This window comes from Paraburkholderia lebeckiae (assembly GCF_014201005.1).
In the GTDB taxonomy this organism is placed as follows: Bacteria; Pseudomonadota; Gammaproteobacteria; order Burkholderiales; family Burkholderiaceae; genus Paraburkholderia; species Paraburkholderia tuberum.
The window spans coordinates 26095-40917 of record NZ_JACHDK010000018.1 but is presented as its reverse complement, the minus strand read 5'-3'; the positions used below and the strand labels follow the sequence as shown (position 1 = coordinate 40917).

Here is a 14823-nt window from a genome sequence, read left to right as displayed (position 1 = left end):
CGGCGGGCCCACGTGTCATTCGCTGCGCTCGGGCACGCGCGTGCCGCGGCGGGCGGCCAGCTTCGCGTATTGCTCGGCCGCGAAGCGCTTGACCGCGCGCCACATCAGCGGATAGCGATAGCCGGGCACCGCGAACAGCACGAGCGCGCCCAGCGCCAGCAGTCCGCAGAACAGGAACGTGCCGCGATAGCTGAACGCCTGCACGAGCAGCCCCGACAGCACGCCCGACAGGATCGAGCCGACCCGCGCCGCATTGAAGAACAGCGCGGTCGCACGCCCGGGCGAATGCGGCATCAGATCCTGCACGTAGGTCATGCCGAGGCACGAGGTCACGGCGACCACGAACGCGTTCAGCATCTGCATCGGGATCAGCACGCTGACGTTGCCGGCCAGCGACATCGCGACGAAGTACACCGCATGCACGGCCGCGCACGCGGCAAGCCAGTTCGGCTTGTGCAGCGACGACGACTTCGCGCCGAGCGCGAGCATCATCGGGATCTCGGTCAGCGCGCCGAGACCGAGCATCACCGACACGTCGAGATGCGTGCCGTTGAGCCCGTGCACGATGTACAGCGGCAGCACAATCATCGTCGCGTTCGCGGCGAGGCCGAGCAGGGTCAGCGCGGTCACCGAGCGCAGGATGTCGTTCGCCGACGCGACCGGCAGCGTTTCGTGCGCGTCCTCGCCGGGCTGCCTCAACGGCGGCACCGTGATCGACGCGGACGGCTCCGACGCGGTGTCCTCGACCGTATGATCGCCGAGATGGCTCTGCGGCTCCTGCATGCGCCAGACGATGAAGCCGCAGGTCGCGAAGCTGGCGGCCGCGAACAGGAAGAGTCCGGTGAAGCTCGTCGCGGCGAGCACCAGCGCGCCGACCGCCGGCCCGAATACCCATGCGGCCGAGAGGATCGTACGCAGCGTCGCGCTCGCGAACACGCGCTCGGCAGGGTCGGGCACCGGCAGCGCCGCGCGGCTGAACGAGAACACCATCGAAATCGCCGAACCGCCCGCGCCGATGAACACGATGCCGACCACGAGCAGCAACCGGTAATCGCGCACCACGCACAGACACAGGTAGCCGAGCGCGGCGGCGATGAGCGCCGCCAGCAATAACGGTCGATGCCGCCCGCTCCGGTCGCTCCAGCGCCCCGCCGCCGTGCTCGCGAGCACACCGCTCGCGGCGATCAGCGTCATGAATACACCGAGCCGGAACGGCGTCATGCCGGCGCGTTCGATGCCGAACAGAGACAGATACGGTGCGGTGAAGGACATCGCCACACCGAGCATCAGGGTGGCGGCGGCGAGCGGCTTGAAGCCAGGAATGCGAAGCAGGTCGAAAAAACGCGCAGTTTTCAACACGGGGACGGTGGGTCAGGTGGAGCGGGCCTCGATACGCAGCGAAGCGCTCGAAGGCACGTTAGGCGTCGCAGGCAGGGGGCCGGAACGACCGGGGCATTATCGACCCGGAGCGCGGCTCGCGTAAACCCGCTAATAGCTGTCCCAAATCCGTGAGAAGCCTGCGGATTCATCCGGCTATTCGCGCCGCGCCGCGCCGATGCGTGCCGTTAGCGGCAAGCGTGCTGGCACGCTCGCCGCTACTTGCCCTCGGTTGCGCGCATTTGCTGCGCCTGCGCCTTGTAGTCGTAGGTCGGATAGAACTCGGTGTGATAGCCGCCCCACGCGGTCGATTCGATCGCGCGGTTTACTTCGCGCAACCGGCTCGCGGGCACGCGCAGCGTCACGACCTGCCCGATGCCCATCATCACGTACCACGACACGACTTCGATGCCTGGCGGCGGGAAGGTCTTGAAGAAGCCCTGCTCGCGCAGTTGATCGTTGATTTTCGGCAGCGGCTTCGATTCGTCGTGGCGCAGGAAGATCGTCAGCAGGAAGGTGTCGTCGGCGGGCGCGGAGGCTGGCGCGGCTGGGGTGGCCGCAATCGTGGCGGGGGGCGCCGCTTCGGCGCAGTGCGCGAGCGGCGCGATGGCCAACATGACCAACGCTGCAGCCAGCGCGACCGCACGCGCGCCGCGCGTCGAAAGCCGATCAGCGGAAAGACCAGCGATTGCCAATGCAATGAGCATGAAACGCCTCCATGACGGATTGAACTCAGCTTCGATAACACCCCTGCGCGCAGCAATCCCCGCTCCAGCGCGAACGCATCACACCACGACGTAGCCCCGCTGTTCGAGCGTCCAGCGGTGCCACCGGTTGCCATACGCGCCGCATCCGAACGCGAACACGATCGACAGCACGAAGCCGATCAGATCGGCCGTCTCGCCCCACAGACCGATGCCGAGCAGGATCACGTTGATGCCTAGCATCACGAACGCGGCGAACCACATTCTCTTCGACAGCGCCCAGATGAAGCCGAGCAGGCAGGCGCCCCAGCTGAAGCCGGTCGCGACCGCGATAGCGTCTTTGTGTTGCGGATGTTGCAGATAGATTCGTGCGTTCATGTTTTGCGAGGTTCCGTGCGATGACGCGGCGCGTCGATCGGTCGAGCACGCGCGCACCGCTTTTTAACATGCCGCGGTGACACCGCGCGCATCGGCAGCATACGGCCGCTGCGCTGACGATCCGCGGCATAGCTGCTACCCTTGGCAGATCACGATCAGCAGCGGAGCACGCATGACCTCGCCGACAGCTTATTCCCCGAAAGGACCGACCCGCGCCGAGCTCGACTCGCTGCCCGGCGCCACCGTCGTCGAATTCGGCACCGACTGGTGCGGCTATTGCCAGGGCGCGCAGGCATCGATCCGGCAGGCGCTCGCGCCGCACTCGGGCCTGCGGCATCTGAAGATCGAGGACGGCCCGGGCCGCCCGCTCGGCCGCTCGTTCAAGGTCAAGCTGTGGCCGACGCTCGTGCTGATGCGCGACGGCGCCGAGGTCGCGCGCGTGGTGCGGCCACGCAGCGCCGAGGATATCGACGACGCGTTCGCGTCGCTCTGAGATTGGAGCTCCGTCATGCGCCAGGTCATCCATCATCTGAGTATCCAGGCCCGCGGCCGCGGCCTCGTCGAATTTACCGACGACGCGCGCCGCTTCGTCGACGAGACGGACATCCGTACCGGTCTGCTGACGCTGTTTTGCCGGCACACGTCGGCGTCGCTGCTGATTCAGGAGAATGCCGATCCGTCCGTGCGGCGAGATCTGCAGCGCTACTTCGAGACCCTCGCGCCCGAGGACGACACGCGCTACGAGCACGACACCGAAGGCCCCGACGACATGCCCGCGCATCTGCGCACGGCGCTCACCCAGGTGCAGTTGTGCGTGCCCGTCGAGCATGGAAGGATGGTGCTCGGCACCTGGCAGGGGCTGTATCTGTTCGAACATCGGCGTCACCCGCAACCTCGCGATATCGTGTTGCATCTGCTCGGCGAATGAAGTCCGCTTTCGCACCCACTCGTCACGCAAAGGAAACTGTCACCGGCACTTCTCCGCACACCGCATCGAACGGAGCCTACCCAAGGGAGCACACCTCATGGACACCCGTAGCGAGCTGCAAGCCACCGTCAAGGCGATGGTTCAACCGGGCAAGGGTCTTCTCGCCGCCGACGAAAGCGGCCCGACCATCGCCAAACGCTTCAAGACGATCGGCCTCGAATCGACCGAGGAAAACCGTCGCGCGTATCGCAACCTGCTCCTGACGACGCCCGGTCTCGGCGAGTTCGTGAGCGGGGTGATCCTCTACGAAGAAACGCTCGGCCAGAAAGCCGACGACGGCACGCCGTTCCCGCAGGTGGCCGCGGCGAACGGCATCGTGCCCGGCATCAAGGTCGACCTCGGCAAGGTGCCGCTCGCGCTCGCTCCCGGCGACGAGATCACCGAGGGCCTCGATGGTCTCGCCAAACGCTTCGTCGATTACAAGCGGCAAGGCGCGCGCTTCGCGAAGTGGCGCGCGGTCTACAACATCACCGCGAGTCTGCCGAGCCGGCTCGGGATCGAGGCGAACGCCGATTCGCTCGCGCGTTACGCGGCGATCAGCCAGGAAGCCGGCATCGTGCCGATCGTCGAACCCGAGGTGTTGATGGACGGCGATCACACGATCGAGCGTTGCGCGGAAGTCACCGAGGCCGTGTTGCACGAGGTGTTTCATGCGCTGCATCGGCATCGCGTGGTGCTCGAACATATCGTGCTGAAGCCGAGCATGGTGCTGGCCGGCTCCGAGCATCAGCAGCAGTCGAGCACGGCGCATATCGCGGCGGCGACCGTGCGCGTGCTGATGCGTACGGTGCCCTCTTCGGTTCCCGGTCTCGTGTTCCTGTCGGGCGGACAGTCGCCCGAGGAGGCCACCGCCAATCTCGGTGCGATGAACCGGCTCGGTGCGCTGCCGTGGAATCTGAGCTTTTCGTACGGGCGCGCGTTGCAGGAGCCGCCGTTGAATGCGTGGCGCGGACAGCCGGCCAACGTGAAGGAAGCGCAGCAGGCGTTGCTCAAGCGCGCGCGTCTGAACGGCGCGGCCGCGCTCGGCAAGTACGACGCGGCGATGGAAAAGGATTGACCGCTGGCGAGCGATTGCAAATCGCCAGTAATCACGTTTATGTACAAAACGGCAGGAGCCGACACGCCGGGTCACACCCGACGCGCGACTCCAGCCGCCCTTCTGCCTTGATACGCTGCGCTTACTGCCCCTTCGTATCGCTGCTCGCGTCGGCGCCCGGCGTATTCGTCGAGTCGGTCATGGGCTTCTTCGACTTCGAATGCTTCTTCATGTGATGGTGAGTCGAAGGCGTGGTCATCCCGGTTGCGCCCGCATCGCCGCCCTCGCGTGTCGAGGTCGCGGCGTTGGTGTTCGGGTCGTTGCCGGCCGGCCCCCCGCCGCCGCCTGCGCCGCCGCCGGCGCCTTGCGCCATTGCGAGCGAAGAAGCCGCGAGCAAGGTGGAAGCGAGCACTGCGTGTCTGATCTTCATGGCGATTCTCCTGGGTGTCGAGAGTGTCGAAAGGAAGTGGGCGCGCGGTGACCGCACGCGCAAACCTCGCGCTCTTTTCAGCAAGGGCTGTGCCGCAGCACAGCACGCCAGCAAAAGCCCATGAACGCGATAGACGAACGGTGCCGCGGCTTCAGGTGCCGCAAGCCACCAGCGCATGCAGTTCGTCGATATTGAACGGCTTCGCGAGTATCGCGATGCCGAGCCGACGCGCGCGGTCGAGCTCGTCGGCGTAACCGGTCATCAGCGCGATCTTCTGCGACGGCCACGCGCTGCGGATCTTCTCCGCCAGGTCGATACCGTTCAGCTTGCCCGGCATCTGGATGTCCGACAGCACGAGCTCGAAGCGCTCGCCGGCGCTCAGCACGTCGAACGCCTGGTCGGCGGTCGGCTCGTGATGCACCTCGCACCCGAAGGTTTCGAGCACCGCGGTCACGCCGGCCGCGACGTCCTCGTTGTCCTCGACGAGCAGCACGGCCCCGGCCGCGGTCGGCAGCGGCTGGCGCGCATCGGCGCCGGCCAGCGCGGCGCGCTCACGATAGCGCGGCAGAAACATCCGCACCGTCGTGCCACTGCCCAGCACGCTGTCGATCTTCGCGGTGCCGCCGGCCTGCTCGGACATCGACAGTACCTGGGCGAGCCCGAGGCCAGTGCCCGAGCCGCGTAGCTTGGTCGTGAACAGCGGCTCGAACGCGCGTCGCGCGACCGATTCGGGCATCCCTTCGCCGTCGTCGGAACAGGCGATCTGCACGTACTCGCCGTCCGGCAGCAGCGTATCGCTGCTGACAAGCCGATTGTTCTGGCAGCGGATCACGAAGCGCCCGCCGCGCGGCATCGCATCGCGCGCGTTCATCGCGATGTTCACGATCGCGAATTCGAGATCGGTCGGATCGACGAGCACCTGCCACAGGTTCTCCGGCATGCGCAACGCCAGTTCGATCGTGTCGCCGAGCGCCGCGTTGATCAGCGGCACGGCGGCCGGCAGCCAGCGCGCAAGCTCGACGGGCTCCTGCTTCAGCGGCTGCTTTCGCGCGACGCTCAACAGACGCCGCGTCAGCGCTTCGGCCGTGGCCGTGGCACGCTCGACCGCATGCACTTCCTTCTCGAGATCGTTGTAATGCTTGAGGCGCGCGAGCTCGGTGTTCGCCGACACCACCATCAGCAGGTTGTTGAAATCGTGCGCGACATTCGCGACCAGATTGCCGAGCGCGCCCATGCGCTGCAGTTGCCGGCTCGACGCCTCGGCCGACAGACGCATCGCGACCTCGCCCTGCCACCGCTCCCACGCGCGCCGCTCCGCCTCGAGCTGACGCAGCGAATACAGCACGAGCCCCCAGATCGCGATGCAGGGCACCGCCGTCAGCACCGCGATCAACATGAAGTGCGTGCGCCACGCCGCCACGATCGATGACATCGCGTACGCGCTCATCACATACAACGGATAGTCGCCGACGCGGCGAAACGCGAGCAGCCGCTCGACACCGTCGACGGTCGAATTCAGATGCACGTGCCCGAACAGCTCTTTGTCGCGCAACGCGGACATGAACGCGCTGTGCATCGACGGCCGCGCGCCGGCCGGCCATGGCGGATAGCGCACCAGCAGATTGCCGTCCTGCCGGTACAGCGCGAGCGCGAGCGACGGATCGCCGTTGGTCAGCTCGCGATAGAAGCGCGAAAAATATTCGTTGCGCAGCGCCACCGTGACCGCGCCGAGAAACTGACCGTCCGTACCCGTGCGGCCGATCGCGGTCGTGAACACGTCGACCTTCGACTGCGCGCCGAACATCGGCAGCGAGAAATACGGCTGCGGACGCATCGCCTTCGCGGCGAGAAAGTCGTCGCGCAAGCCGATCGTCACTGCCGGCGCCGGATATGCGAGGCTCGACGCAAGTAACTGGCCGTTCACGCCGAGCAGTGAGATCGACGCCACCTGCGGAAAGTCGCCGCCGATGCTCTGCAGACGTTCGTGCAATTCGCGCTCGCGCGCGCGGATCTGCGCGTCGTCGGAATTGCCGAGCAGCTCGATCACGCGCGAGGCCATCTGCCGGTTCAAATCCAGCACCTTGACGGCCTGCTCCTGCGCCACGCGCGCGAGGCGGTCGAGCATATCGTTCGCATCGGAGATTCGACGCTGGTAGTCGAAGTAGCCGTAGCCCACGAGGCAGGCCAACGGAAACATGATCGACACGGCAAGCAAGATCAGCAGCATGCGCCGCGTCGCCGCGAAGTTGCGTGACGGCATCGGCACATCGACTGCGACACGTTCTGCACGCTGCACGGTCACCTGCTCCATCAAAGTTGCATACGGTCAGGGAAGGCATTGCCTGTGAATTCGCACGCCGCTGTTCGCGCGCTAATTCCCCTGTCTCGAAATTTACAGCAACTCAGCCCATCTTCCCAAGCGGGTTCACGGCATTGCTCCGCCGGCGCGTCCGGGCACGGCGATTGCTGCCTTATCGCTGTTTGATGGCAAGCCTGCTTCCGTCACCGCTCGCGACGCGTTTGCGTGCGCTGCGCGAGTTCTTTCTTGCGCGAGGCCTCACCATGTCCACGACTGCCCGCCGCGTCGCGCGGCTCTCGGAATTACCAGCGGACCGCGCGGTGCGCGTGATGGTGGACCGCACGCCGATTCTGCTCGTGCGCGACGGCGACACCGTGCGCGCGTACTCGCCTGATTGCCCGCATGCCGGGGGCCCGCTCGAAGAGGGCGCGCTGTGCCACGGCCGCATTATCTGCCCGTGGCACAAGGGTACGTTCGACGTCGCGACCGGCAACGTGCTCGAACCGCCCGCGCTGCTGCCGCTCGATCGCTACCCGGTCACGCTCGATGGCGACGAGGTGCTCGTCTCGGCGGAAAAAATCGCAGCGCCGGAACCGGCGGCGCACCCATCACCGCCCGATGCCACCGCGCAAGGCAAGCACTACGTGGTAATCGGCGCGGGCGCGGCCGGCGCCGCTGCCTGTGCCGCGTTACGCGAGTTCGGCTTCGAGGGCCGCATCACGCTGATCGGCGACGAAGCGCACGCGCCCTATGACCGCACCTCGCTGAGCAAATTCGTCCCCTCGTTTGAAATGACGCCCGCCGACGTGCCGCCGCTGCTGCCGCCCGACTGGCTGCACGCGCACGGCATCGAGCGCATCGTCGCGAAGGTCGCGCGGCTCGACGTGCCTGCGCACACGATCCATTTCGAAGCCGGCGCCGGTAGTAGCGAGCAGAGCATCGAACCGCTGAAATACGACACCGCGCTGCTCGCGACCGGCAGCGTGCCGAAAGTGCCCGACATGCCCGGCTGCGAACTCGGCGGCGTGCATGTGCTTCGACACCTCGACGATGCCGCCGCGTTGATCGACGCGCTCGGCGACGATGCATCGCAAGCCCGTGTCGCGATTCTCGGCAGCAGCTTCATCGGCCTCGAAGTCGCGTCCGCGTTGCGCAAGCACGGCGTGCCCGTCACCGTGATTTCGCGCGACAAGGTGCCGTTCGAGAAGCAGTTCGGCGAGCGCGCGGGCCAGATGTTTCGCGCGCTGCACGAAAGCAATGGCGTGAAGTTTTATCTCGACGCCAAGGTCGCCTCGCTCGAGGGCGAGGAAGGCAATGTGCATACGGTGATGCTTGCCGGCGGCGAGGCCATCGCGGCCGATGTCGTGCTGCTGGGCACGGGGGTTGCGCCGGCTACGGGGTTTGTCGAAGGACTGCCGTTGCAGAAGGACGGCGGCGTGGTCGTCAATGCCGGCATGAACGCCGCGTGCGGTCTGTATGCGGCCGGCGATATCGCCGTGTTCACGCTGCATGAGAACCAGGAGCCGGTGCGTATCGAGCATTGGCGCGTCGCGCAGCAGCATGCGCGCATCGCCGCGCAGAACATGTGCGGTTTGCGCAATCGTTATGCCGACGTGCCGTTCTTCTGGACCTATCACTACGGCAAGAACTTCGAATACCTCGGCCACGCGAGCGAGTGGGATGAGATCGTCGTCGATGGCGACTTCGATCATCACCAGTTCATCGCGCTGTACGTGCGCGACGGCCAAGTCGACGCGGTGTTCGCCTGCGAGCGCGAAGCGCTGACCGCGCGGCTTTCCGACGCGATGCGCGGGGGGCTGTCGCGTGCCGACGCGCTCGCGATCATCGGCGCGCCGGAAGCGGCGGCGTCGTGACGATGCGCACGTGGACTCGCGCGATCCGATGTCTTGACGTTCAACCTGGAGCAAGGAGCCACCATGACGACAAACAAGGAAAAGCATCCGCACGCGGAAAAGAGCGAGCAGCAGATCGACAAGCAGGTCGAAGACAGCTTCCCGGCTAGCGACCCGCCTTCGACGGGCGGCACCACGAAGATCGAGCCGGAGCAGGACAAGTCAAAGGGCGGGCACGACAAGCCCGCCGGTCAATAGACGGATAACAAGCCGCGATGCCGGGACGCATCAGCAACGATTGTTCAGGAAAACCACCTAACGGCCATGCTCGAACTGCGGCTCCGCGATCACCGTTCGCGTCGCATCGATGCGACGGCACGCGGCCAGCATCTGCTGCAACGACGTCACGGAGCACTCCGCTTCCAGCGATTCCTGCTGTTCCGCGCTCCACTGCTGCGTATCCTCGGGTGTCCAAAGGCCGACCACGATCGACACATTCGGCAAGCGCGTGCGGATGCGCCGGATCAGATTGCGCAGATGCGATGGTATGCCGTCGATCTGCAGATACAGAAGGCAGACGATGCCCACGTCGTCCGCCACGAGGCTGTCGATCGATGCGCGCGACACCGCCTCGTGCGGCAGCGAGCGCGCCGCGAAGCCGTGCTTGCCGAGCAACTGCAGCAGAATGATCGTCGCGAGCGCATCGAACGGGCCACGGCCCGGCAGGCACAACACGCGGCTCGTCGGCGCATGCCAGGCGAATACGGGCGCGGCGGCGGACGGTTGGCTGAACGCCCCCTGCTCCGGGCCGTGGATCTGTTCAGGCGTGACCGCAGTGGTGCCGATGCCGCTGTTCGCGGCGTCGACCGATCGTGGCATCGCCCGCGCGGCCTGCGTTTCGTCGGAGGACGCCAGCGGCCCCACTGCGCCCGGGTTCGCCTGCGTCGCGAGCGGCGCGGGCTCGCGATCCTCGTAGCCGTCGAGGCCGTCGACCAGGTCGTTGGTCGTCGACTCGATGCGCGCGAGTTGCGCGCTCGTCACGCTGCCGCGCGTGAGGTCATTGGCCGCGAGCCGCAAGCCCTTGATCGCGACTTCGTCGTAGTAGGCCGACAGCGAGCGGTCGCGCAATAGCACTTCGGCCTGCTCGATCGCTTCATCCGGATCGCCGGCGAGCGCGCGTTGATAGAAGTTTTCGACTGGCGTCAGCGCGGGCTGATCGCCGAGCAGCACGTCGAGAAACTCGAGACGCCGCACGTGCCGGCCGAGGACCAGGAGACACAGCGTCAACGGTGTCGACAGGATCAGCCCGATCGGCCCCCAGATCCAGCTCCAGAAGATCGCTGCGACCACCACCGAAAACGGCGACAGGCCGGTGCTGCGCCCATACAGCAGCGGCTCGACCACCTGCCCCACGGCCAGTTCCGCGACGACGAACAGCACCAGCGACCAGATCGCCATCGCCCAGCCGGGACTGACCGCGGCGGCGAGCGCGGTGGGCAGTATCGCCGCGATCCAGATGCCGACGTAGGGCACGAGCCGCAGCAGCGCCGCGAGAATGCCCCACAGGATCGGGCTCGGCACGCCGATCAGAAATAGCCCCGCCCCGATCACGACACCGACGCCGGTGTTCACGCCGAGTTGGGACACGAAGTAGCGGCTCAAGCGCCGCGCGGTCTCGTCCATTACCGTGGTCGTGCGGTGCAGGTCGCGCGAGCCGAACAGCCGGATCGCGCGATCGCGCAGGTCGTCGCGTTGCAGCAGGATCACGATCGTGACGACGAAAACGATTAACGCGGTTTCCAACGGACTGATGGCCGGCGACAGCACGCGTCGCGCGAGCTCGAACGGCGTCGGCACCGGCTCGCGCACTTCCACCGGCACCGCCGTCGACGCCTGCGGACTCGCCGCGGCCGCCGCGCCGTTCGGCGCTCGCGGCTGCGGCGGCTCGATCGTCGCGCGCTGCAATGCCTGCCCCGCCTCGCTCGCGAAACGGTTCAGCTTGCCGATCGTCAGACTGTGCACGGTGTCGATCTTGTGCTGGATGGTCGCCTGATAGCGCGGCATGCCGGCCGCGAGATCGGTCAGCTGTGTGGCGATTACCGCGCACAGCAGCGCGATGACCGACACCGAGATCAGGACCGCCGCGCACACCGACGCGACATGGCCGAGTTTGAGCCGGGACAGCGCATCGGCGAGCGGTGCGACGAGAAAGCTCAACAGGATCGCGAGCGTGATCGGAATCATCACCGCGCTCGCGACGTACAGGCATGCGACCGCGATCACGCCGACGCCGAACGTGACGAGGCCCTCGATACCGAGTGCGGTGGAGGCCGCCTGAATGCGCGCGGCGGGGCTCGTGCCGCGCGGCTCGGGTGTGTCGTTCATCTTGCGGAGCGAAAATCGGGCATGGGAAAACGGTCCCTGAGCCGCACGCGGTTCGCCGGCTCGGAGTCTTATTGCTCAATACCGTTGAGCGATGTCTATTTCATCGTATCGCCCGACACCGGCCCGCTCTCGACCGGTGGTGCCTCCTTCTCGATCTCGCTGCGGGCCTGCTCCCAGTATTGCTCGGGCGTGCCCTTCGGCTCGGCCGCCTGCTCCCACAGATAGTAGGCGCGCATGCGGATCTGCTCGTCGACGCTCGGTTCCTGTTCCATTTGTTCACTCCAGCTTGGCCGTTTGCGTGCGCACGCCTGCCGTGGCGAAGATCGCAGACGCGTGCGTATCGTCAACAACAGAAGGAGCAAACCTTGTACCTGTGCTGCGGCTCGCTTTTGCAACGGGGCTGGCGTCGCTCGCCAGCCTGCACTAGCCTGGCGCGGAGTCGCCTTCGTCGGAAGTCAACTGCTCTTCGAGGCGGTCGAACACGCGCTGCGTTGCGCGGCTCGGCGCTTCGAGCGCGAGCAGCAGCAGCGAGCGGCCGGTCACCTGGTAGGCATCGCCCGCGCTGAATTGCGGCAGCTCGGCGCGCACAGGCATGTTGGTGTCGACGAGGCAGGTCCAGCGCTCGCCCTCAGGAACGTCGGGCAGCGTGAAGTTGACGACGTCGTGATACGCGTTCAGCACCAGCAGCAAGGTCGCGTCGGACGCGAGACGGCGAATGCCGCTCGCCTGCGCACGGCCGTCGATCACGAGGCCGAAGCAGCGCATCGCCGGATCGGCCCACTGCTCGTCAGTGATGTCGGTGCCGTCCGGCGATAGCCAGCGCGTGTCGGTCACGTCGAGCGTCTCGTTGTATTCGCCAGTCAGAAAACGGCCGCGCCGCAGCACCGGCAAGCGGTGGCGCAATGTGGTCAGATTGCGCACGAACTCGGTCAGTGCGCGGCCGTCGTCGTCGATCGCATCCCAATCGACCCAGCTGATCTCGTCGTCCTGGCAATACGCGTTGTTGTTGCCCTGCTGCGTGCGGCCGAATTCGTCGCCGGCGAGGATCATCGGCGTGCCCTGCGACAGCAGCAGCGTCGCGAGCAAATTGCGCTTCTGGCGCTCGCGTTGCTGGCGGATGTCGGCGTCGTCGGTCGGTCCTTCGACGCCCATGTTCCACGACTTGTTGTCCGAATGGCCGTCGCGGTTGTCCTCGCCGTTTGCCTCGTTGTGCTTGTCGTTGTACGAGACCAGATCGTTCAGCGTGAAGCCGTCGTGCGCGGCGATGAAGTTCACGCTCGCCCACGGCCGCCGGCCGCGATGATTGAACTTGTCGCCCGACGCGGTGACGCGCGTCGCGAGATCGGCGGCGGTGCCCTCGTCGCCCTTCCAGTACGCGCGCGCGGTGTCGCGGAAGCGATCGTTCCATTCGGCCCAGCCCGGCGGAAAACCGCCCACCTGATAGCCGCCGGGGCCGCAATCCCACGGCTCGGCGATCAGCCGGATGCTGGAGAGCACCGGGTCCTGGCGGCAGCTGTCGAGAAAGCCGCCGCCCTCGTCGAAGCCGTGATCTTCGCGGCCGAGGATCGTCGCGAGATCGAAGCGGAAGCCGTCCACTTTCATTTCGGTGACCCAGTAGCGCAGGCTGTCGGTCACCATCTGCAGCACGCGCGGATGCGACAGGTTCAGCGTATTGCCGGTGCCGGTGTCGTTGATGTAGTAGCGCGGCTCGTCGGGCATCAGCCGGTAGTACGACGCGTTGTCGATGCCCTTGAACGAGACTGTCGGGCCGCGTTCGTTGCCTTCGGCCGTGTGGTTGTACACGACGTCGAGTATCACTTCGAGATCGGCCTGGTGAAAGTGGTCGACCATCTCCTTGAATTCGCCGACCGACTCGGTCGACGACGCGAAAAAGCGCGGATCGGCCGCGAAAAAGCCGATCGTGTTGTAACCCCAGTAGTTCGTGAGACCCTTGTCGAGCAGATGGCTGTCGTTGACGAAAGTCTGGATCGGCATCAGCTCGACCGAGGTCACGCCAAGGCTGCGGATATGGTCGAGCACCGGCTGCTGCGCCAGACCCGCGAACGTGCCGCGCAAATGCTCGGGCACCCGCGGATGACGTTTCGTGTAGCCGCGCACGTGCGTCTCGTAAAGAATCACGCGCTCCCACGGCAGCGCGTTGCGCTCCGGATGGCTCCACGAAAAATTCGCGTCGACCACCTTGCACTTCGGCACGAAAGGCGCGCTATCGCGTTCATCGAATGACAGGTCGAGCTCTTCCGAGCCGAGCGTATAGCCGAAGATTTCCGGCGCCCATTTGAGCTCGCCGATGTGCGCCTTCGCATAGGGATCGAGCAGCAGCTTGTTCGGATTGAAGCGATGCCCGTTTTCGGGCTCGTAGGGACCATGCACGCGATATCCATAGACGGCACCCGGTTTCAGATTCGGTACGAACACATGCCATACCTCGTCGGTGTATTCGGGCAGCTCGATCCGTTCGAGTTCGTGTTGGCCAGTTTCATCGAACAGACACAGTTCGACTTTGGTTGCGTGCGCGGAGAACAACGCGAAGTTGACGCCACTGCCGTTCCATGTCGCGCCAAGCGGAAAAGGCGTGCCTTCGGAAATGCGCGTCGAGTAGCTGGGTGGGGATGACATAGGTGTTCTCAGTGGCTGCAAGGAGGTTGGTATCTCAGGACCATGCACGTGTTTTTTTTCAACTGCCTTTCCCCATGTTCTTTGCTGCGCATTGTTCCAGTGTAGGCATTCGAGGCCCGCGCGCCGGACGTTGCCCCGCGCGAAAGCAGCAGGCCGGTTCGTCCAGCAAGTTATGGGCCTGATCCGCCTCGTTTTCCCTCAGATCAAAGTCGCGGCATGAGATTTGCAGCATTGCGGCAAGGCGCGCGCATCGGCGCGCCGTCGAAACGCCACGACAGCAAACAGGGAGAACACAGATGATGCGCAACACGCAGATCAAACCGCTGGCCGCGTCCGCATCGCTTCTCGCCGCGATTACGCTGATTTCCGCGTTGGGCACGTGCGGCAGCGCGTTCGCGCAAGGCGCGCCCCAGGCGATCACCGAAAAACGCACGGACGTCGTGCAGCTCGCGAGCGGCTATCGCGCGTCGAAGCTGTCGGGCGCGGACGTGTACAACCGCAACAAGGAGAACATCGGCACGCTCGATGATCTGATCGTGTCGCCGGGCACCGAGCGCACCACGTATGCGATCCTGTCGGTCGGCGGCTTTCTCGGCATGGGCAAGCATCTGGTCGCCGTGCCGTTCAACGATCTGCAGATCGACAACCGGCGCATCGTGCTGCCCGAGGCGACGAAGAAATCGATCGAGGCGTTGCCGGAGTTCAAGTACGCGGATTGAGCGCGGCGTTGCCGCGT

14 protein-coding genes are annotated in these 14823 nt (G+C 65.8%); 6 read left to right on the top strand and 8 right to left on the bottom strand.

Translation table 11 applies throughout. The annotated features are described in order from the left end of the window. Nucleotides 1-15 precede the first annotated feature (15 nt). From HDG39_RS26375 to HDG39_RS26365, 3 genes are all read right to left on the bottom strand, one after another. Nucleotides 16-1359 carry a sugar efflux transporter gene (locus tag HDG39_RS26375; RefSeq protein WP_184009958.1) on the bottom strand — a complete coding sequence of 448 codons (1344 nt, stop codon included), beginning with the start codon at nucleotides 1357-1359 and terminating at the stop codon, nucleotides 16-18. A gap of 236 nt (nucleotides 1360-1595) precedes the next feature. After that, nucleotides 1596-2084, bottom strand: a complete 489-nt coding sequence (locus tag HDG39_RS26370) for a hypothetical protein (RefSeq protein WP_184009956.1) — start codon at nucleotides 2082-2084, stop codon at nucleotides 1596-1598. A gap of 78 nt (nucleotides 2085-2162) precedes the next feature. Continuing rightward, nucleotides 2163-2459 (bottom strand): DUF2628 domain-containing protein, encoded by a 297-nt coding sequence (locus HDG39_RS26365; protein WP_018425131.1) that lies wholly within the window; start codon nucleotides 2457-2459, stop codon nucleotides 2163-2165. Nucleotides 2460-2631: 172 nt separating this feature from the next. Between HDG39_RS26365 and HDG39_RS26360 the strand changes: the two genes are divergently transcribed. The 3 genes from HDG39_RS26360 to HDG39_RS26350 all read left to right on the top strand — a co-directional run bounded on the left by HDG39_RS26360 (nucleotide 2632) and on the right by HDG39_RS26350 (nucleotide 4504). Then, nucleotides 2632-2952, top strand: a complete 321-nt coding sequence (locus tag HDG39_RS26360; RefSeq protein WP_184009954.1) for a thioredoxin family protein — start codon at nucleotides 2632-2634, stop codon at nucleotides 2950-2952. A gap of 15 nt (nucleotides 2953-2967) precedes the next feature. Continuing rightward, nucleotides 2968-3387, top strand: a complete 420-nt coding sequence (locus HDG39_RS26355; RefSeq protein WP_184009952.1) for a secondary thiamine-phosphate synthase enzyme YjbQ — start codon at nucleotides 2968-2970, stop codon at nucleotides 3385-3387. Between the two features lie 97 nt (nucleotides 3388-3484). After that, a complete protein-coding gene (locus HDG39_RS26350; RefSeq protein WP_184009950.1) occupies nucleotides 3485-4504 on the top strand; it encodes a class I fructose-bisphosphate aldolase in 1020 nt (339 codons plus the stop codon). A 121-nt stretch (nucleotides 4505-4625) separates the two neighbouring features. Here HDG39_RS26350 and HDG39_RS26345 read toward each other — a convergent pair whose 3' ends face one another. Both HDG39_RS26345 and HDG39_RS26340 read right to left on the bottom strand, forming a co-directional pair. Beyond that, nucleotides 4626-4913 (bottom strand): hypothetical protein, encoded by a 288-nt coding sequence (locus tag HDG39_RS26345; protein ID WP_184009948.1) that lies wholly within the window; start codon nucleotides 4911-4913, stop codon nucleotides 4626-4628. Nucleotides 4914-5064: 151 nt separating this feature from the next. Beyond that, a complete protein-coding gene (locus HDG39_RS26340; protein WP_311667406.1) occupies nucleotides 5065-7209 on the bottom strand; it encodes a hybrid sensor histidine kinase/response regulator family protein in 2145 nt (714 codons plus the stop codon). A gap of 266 nt (nucleotides 7210-7475) precedes the next feature. On the opposite strand from HDG39_RS26340, the gene HDG39_RS26335 reads away from it, so the two are divergent. Next, on the top strand, nucleotides 7476-9086 hold the full coding sequence (locus tag HDG39_RS26335) for an FAD-dependent oxidoreductase (protein ID WP_184009944.1): 1611 nt from the start codon (nucleotides 7476-7478) through the stop codon (nucleotides 9084-9086). 63 nt (nucleotides 9087-9149) lie between these two features. Then, on the top strand, nucleotides 9150-9323 hold the full coding sequence (locus tag HDG39_RS26330) for a hypothetical protein (protein WP_184009942.1): 174 nt from the start codon (nucleotides 9150-9152) through the stop codon (nucleotides 9321-9323). Between the two features lie 57 nt (nucleotides 9324-9380). Here HDG39_RS26330 and HDG39_RS26325 read toward each other — a convergent pair whose 3' ends face one another. The 3 genes from HDG39_RS26325 to glgX form a co-directional block, all read right to left on the bottom strand. Beyond that, nucleotides 9381-11450, bottom strand: coding sequence for an AI-2E family transporter (locus HDG39_RS26325; protein WP_184009940.1), 2070 nt, complete (start codon nucleotides 11448-11450; stop codon nucleotides 9381-9383). Nucleotides 11451-11545: 95 nt separating this feature from the next. Continuing rightward, nucleotides 11546-11722, bottom strand: a complete 177-nt coding sequence (locus HDG39_RS26320; RefSeq protein ID WP_013091710.1) for a DUF2934 domain-containing protein — start codon at nucleotides 11720-11722, stop codon at nucleotides 11546-11548. 151 nt (nucleotides 11723-11873) lie between these two features. Next, nucleotides 11874-14087, bottom strand: coding sequence for a glycogen debranching protein GlgX (glgX, locus tag HDG39_RS26315; protein WP_184009938.1), 2214 nt, complete (start codon nucleotides 14085-14087; stop codon nucleotides 11874-11876). 296 nt (nucleotides 14088-14383) lie between these two features. Here glgX and HDG39_RS26310 point away from each other — a divergent pair, with 296 nt between their 5' ends. Further along, entirely contained in the window at nucleotides 14384-14806 is a 423-nt protein-coding gene (locus HDG39_RS26310; RefSeq protein ID WP_184009936.1) for a PRC-barrel domain-containing protein, read from the top strand. Nucleotides 14807-14823 lie beyond the last annotated feature (17 nt).

What these genes read in the sequence shown, in the direction of transcription:
- HDG39_RS26335 (WP_184009944.1), top strand. Translation starts at nt 7,476, where the DNA reads ATGTCCACGACTGCCCGCCGCGTCGCGCGGCTCTCGGAATTACCAGCG.
- HDG39_RS26345 (WP_184009948.1), bottom strand. Translation starts at nt 4,913, where the DNA reads ATGAAGATCAGACACGCAGTGCTCGCTTCCACCTTGCTCGCGGCTTCT.
- HDG39_RS26330 (WP_184009942.1), top strand. Translation starts at nt 9,150, where the DNA reads ATGACGACAAACAAGGAAAAGCATCCGCACGCGGAAAAGAGCGAGCAG.
- HDG39_RS26360 (WP_184009954.1), top strand. Translation starts at nt 2,632, where the DNA reads ATGACCTCGCCGACAGCTTATTCCCCGAAAGGACCGACCCGCGCCGAG.
- HDG39_RS26320 (WP_013091710.1), bottom strand. Translation starts at nt 11,722, where the DNA reads ATGGAACAGGAACCGAGCGTCGACGAGCAGATCCGCATGCGCGCCTAC.
- HDG39_RS26355 (WP_184009952.1), top strand. Translation starts at nt 2,968, where the DNA reads ATGCGCCAGGTCATCCATCATCTGAGTATCCAGGCCCGCGGCCGCGGC.
- HDG39_RS26370 (WP_184009956.1), bottom strand. Translation starts at nt 2,084, where the DNA reads ATGCTCATTGCATTGGCAATCGCTGGTCTTTCCGCTGATCGGCTTTCG.
- HDG39_RS26365 (WP_018425131.1), bottom strand. Translation starts at nt 2,459, where the DNA reads ATGAACGCACGAATCTATCTGCAACATCCGCAACACAAAGACGCTATC.
- HDG39_RS26350 (WP_184009950.1), top strand. Translation starts at nt 3,485, where the DNA reads ATGGACACCCGTAGCGAGCTGCAAGCCACCGTCAAGGCGATGGTTCAA.
- HDG39_RS26310 (WP_184009936.1), top strand. Translation starts at nt 14,384, where the DNA reads ATGATGCGCAACACGCAGATCAAACCGCTGGCCGCGTCCGCATCGCTT.
- glgX (WP_184009938.1), bottom strand. Translation starts at nt 14,087, where the DNA reads ATGTCATCCCCACCCAGCTACTCGACGCGCATTTCCGAAGGCACGCCT.
- HDG39_RS26325 (WP_184009940.1), bottom strand. Translation starts at nt 11,450, where the DNA reads ATGAACGACACACCCGAGCCGCGCGGCACGAGCCCCGCCGCGCGCATT.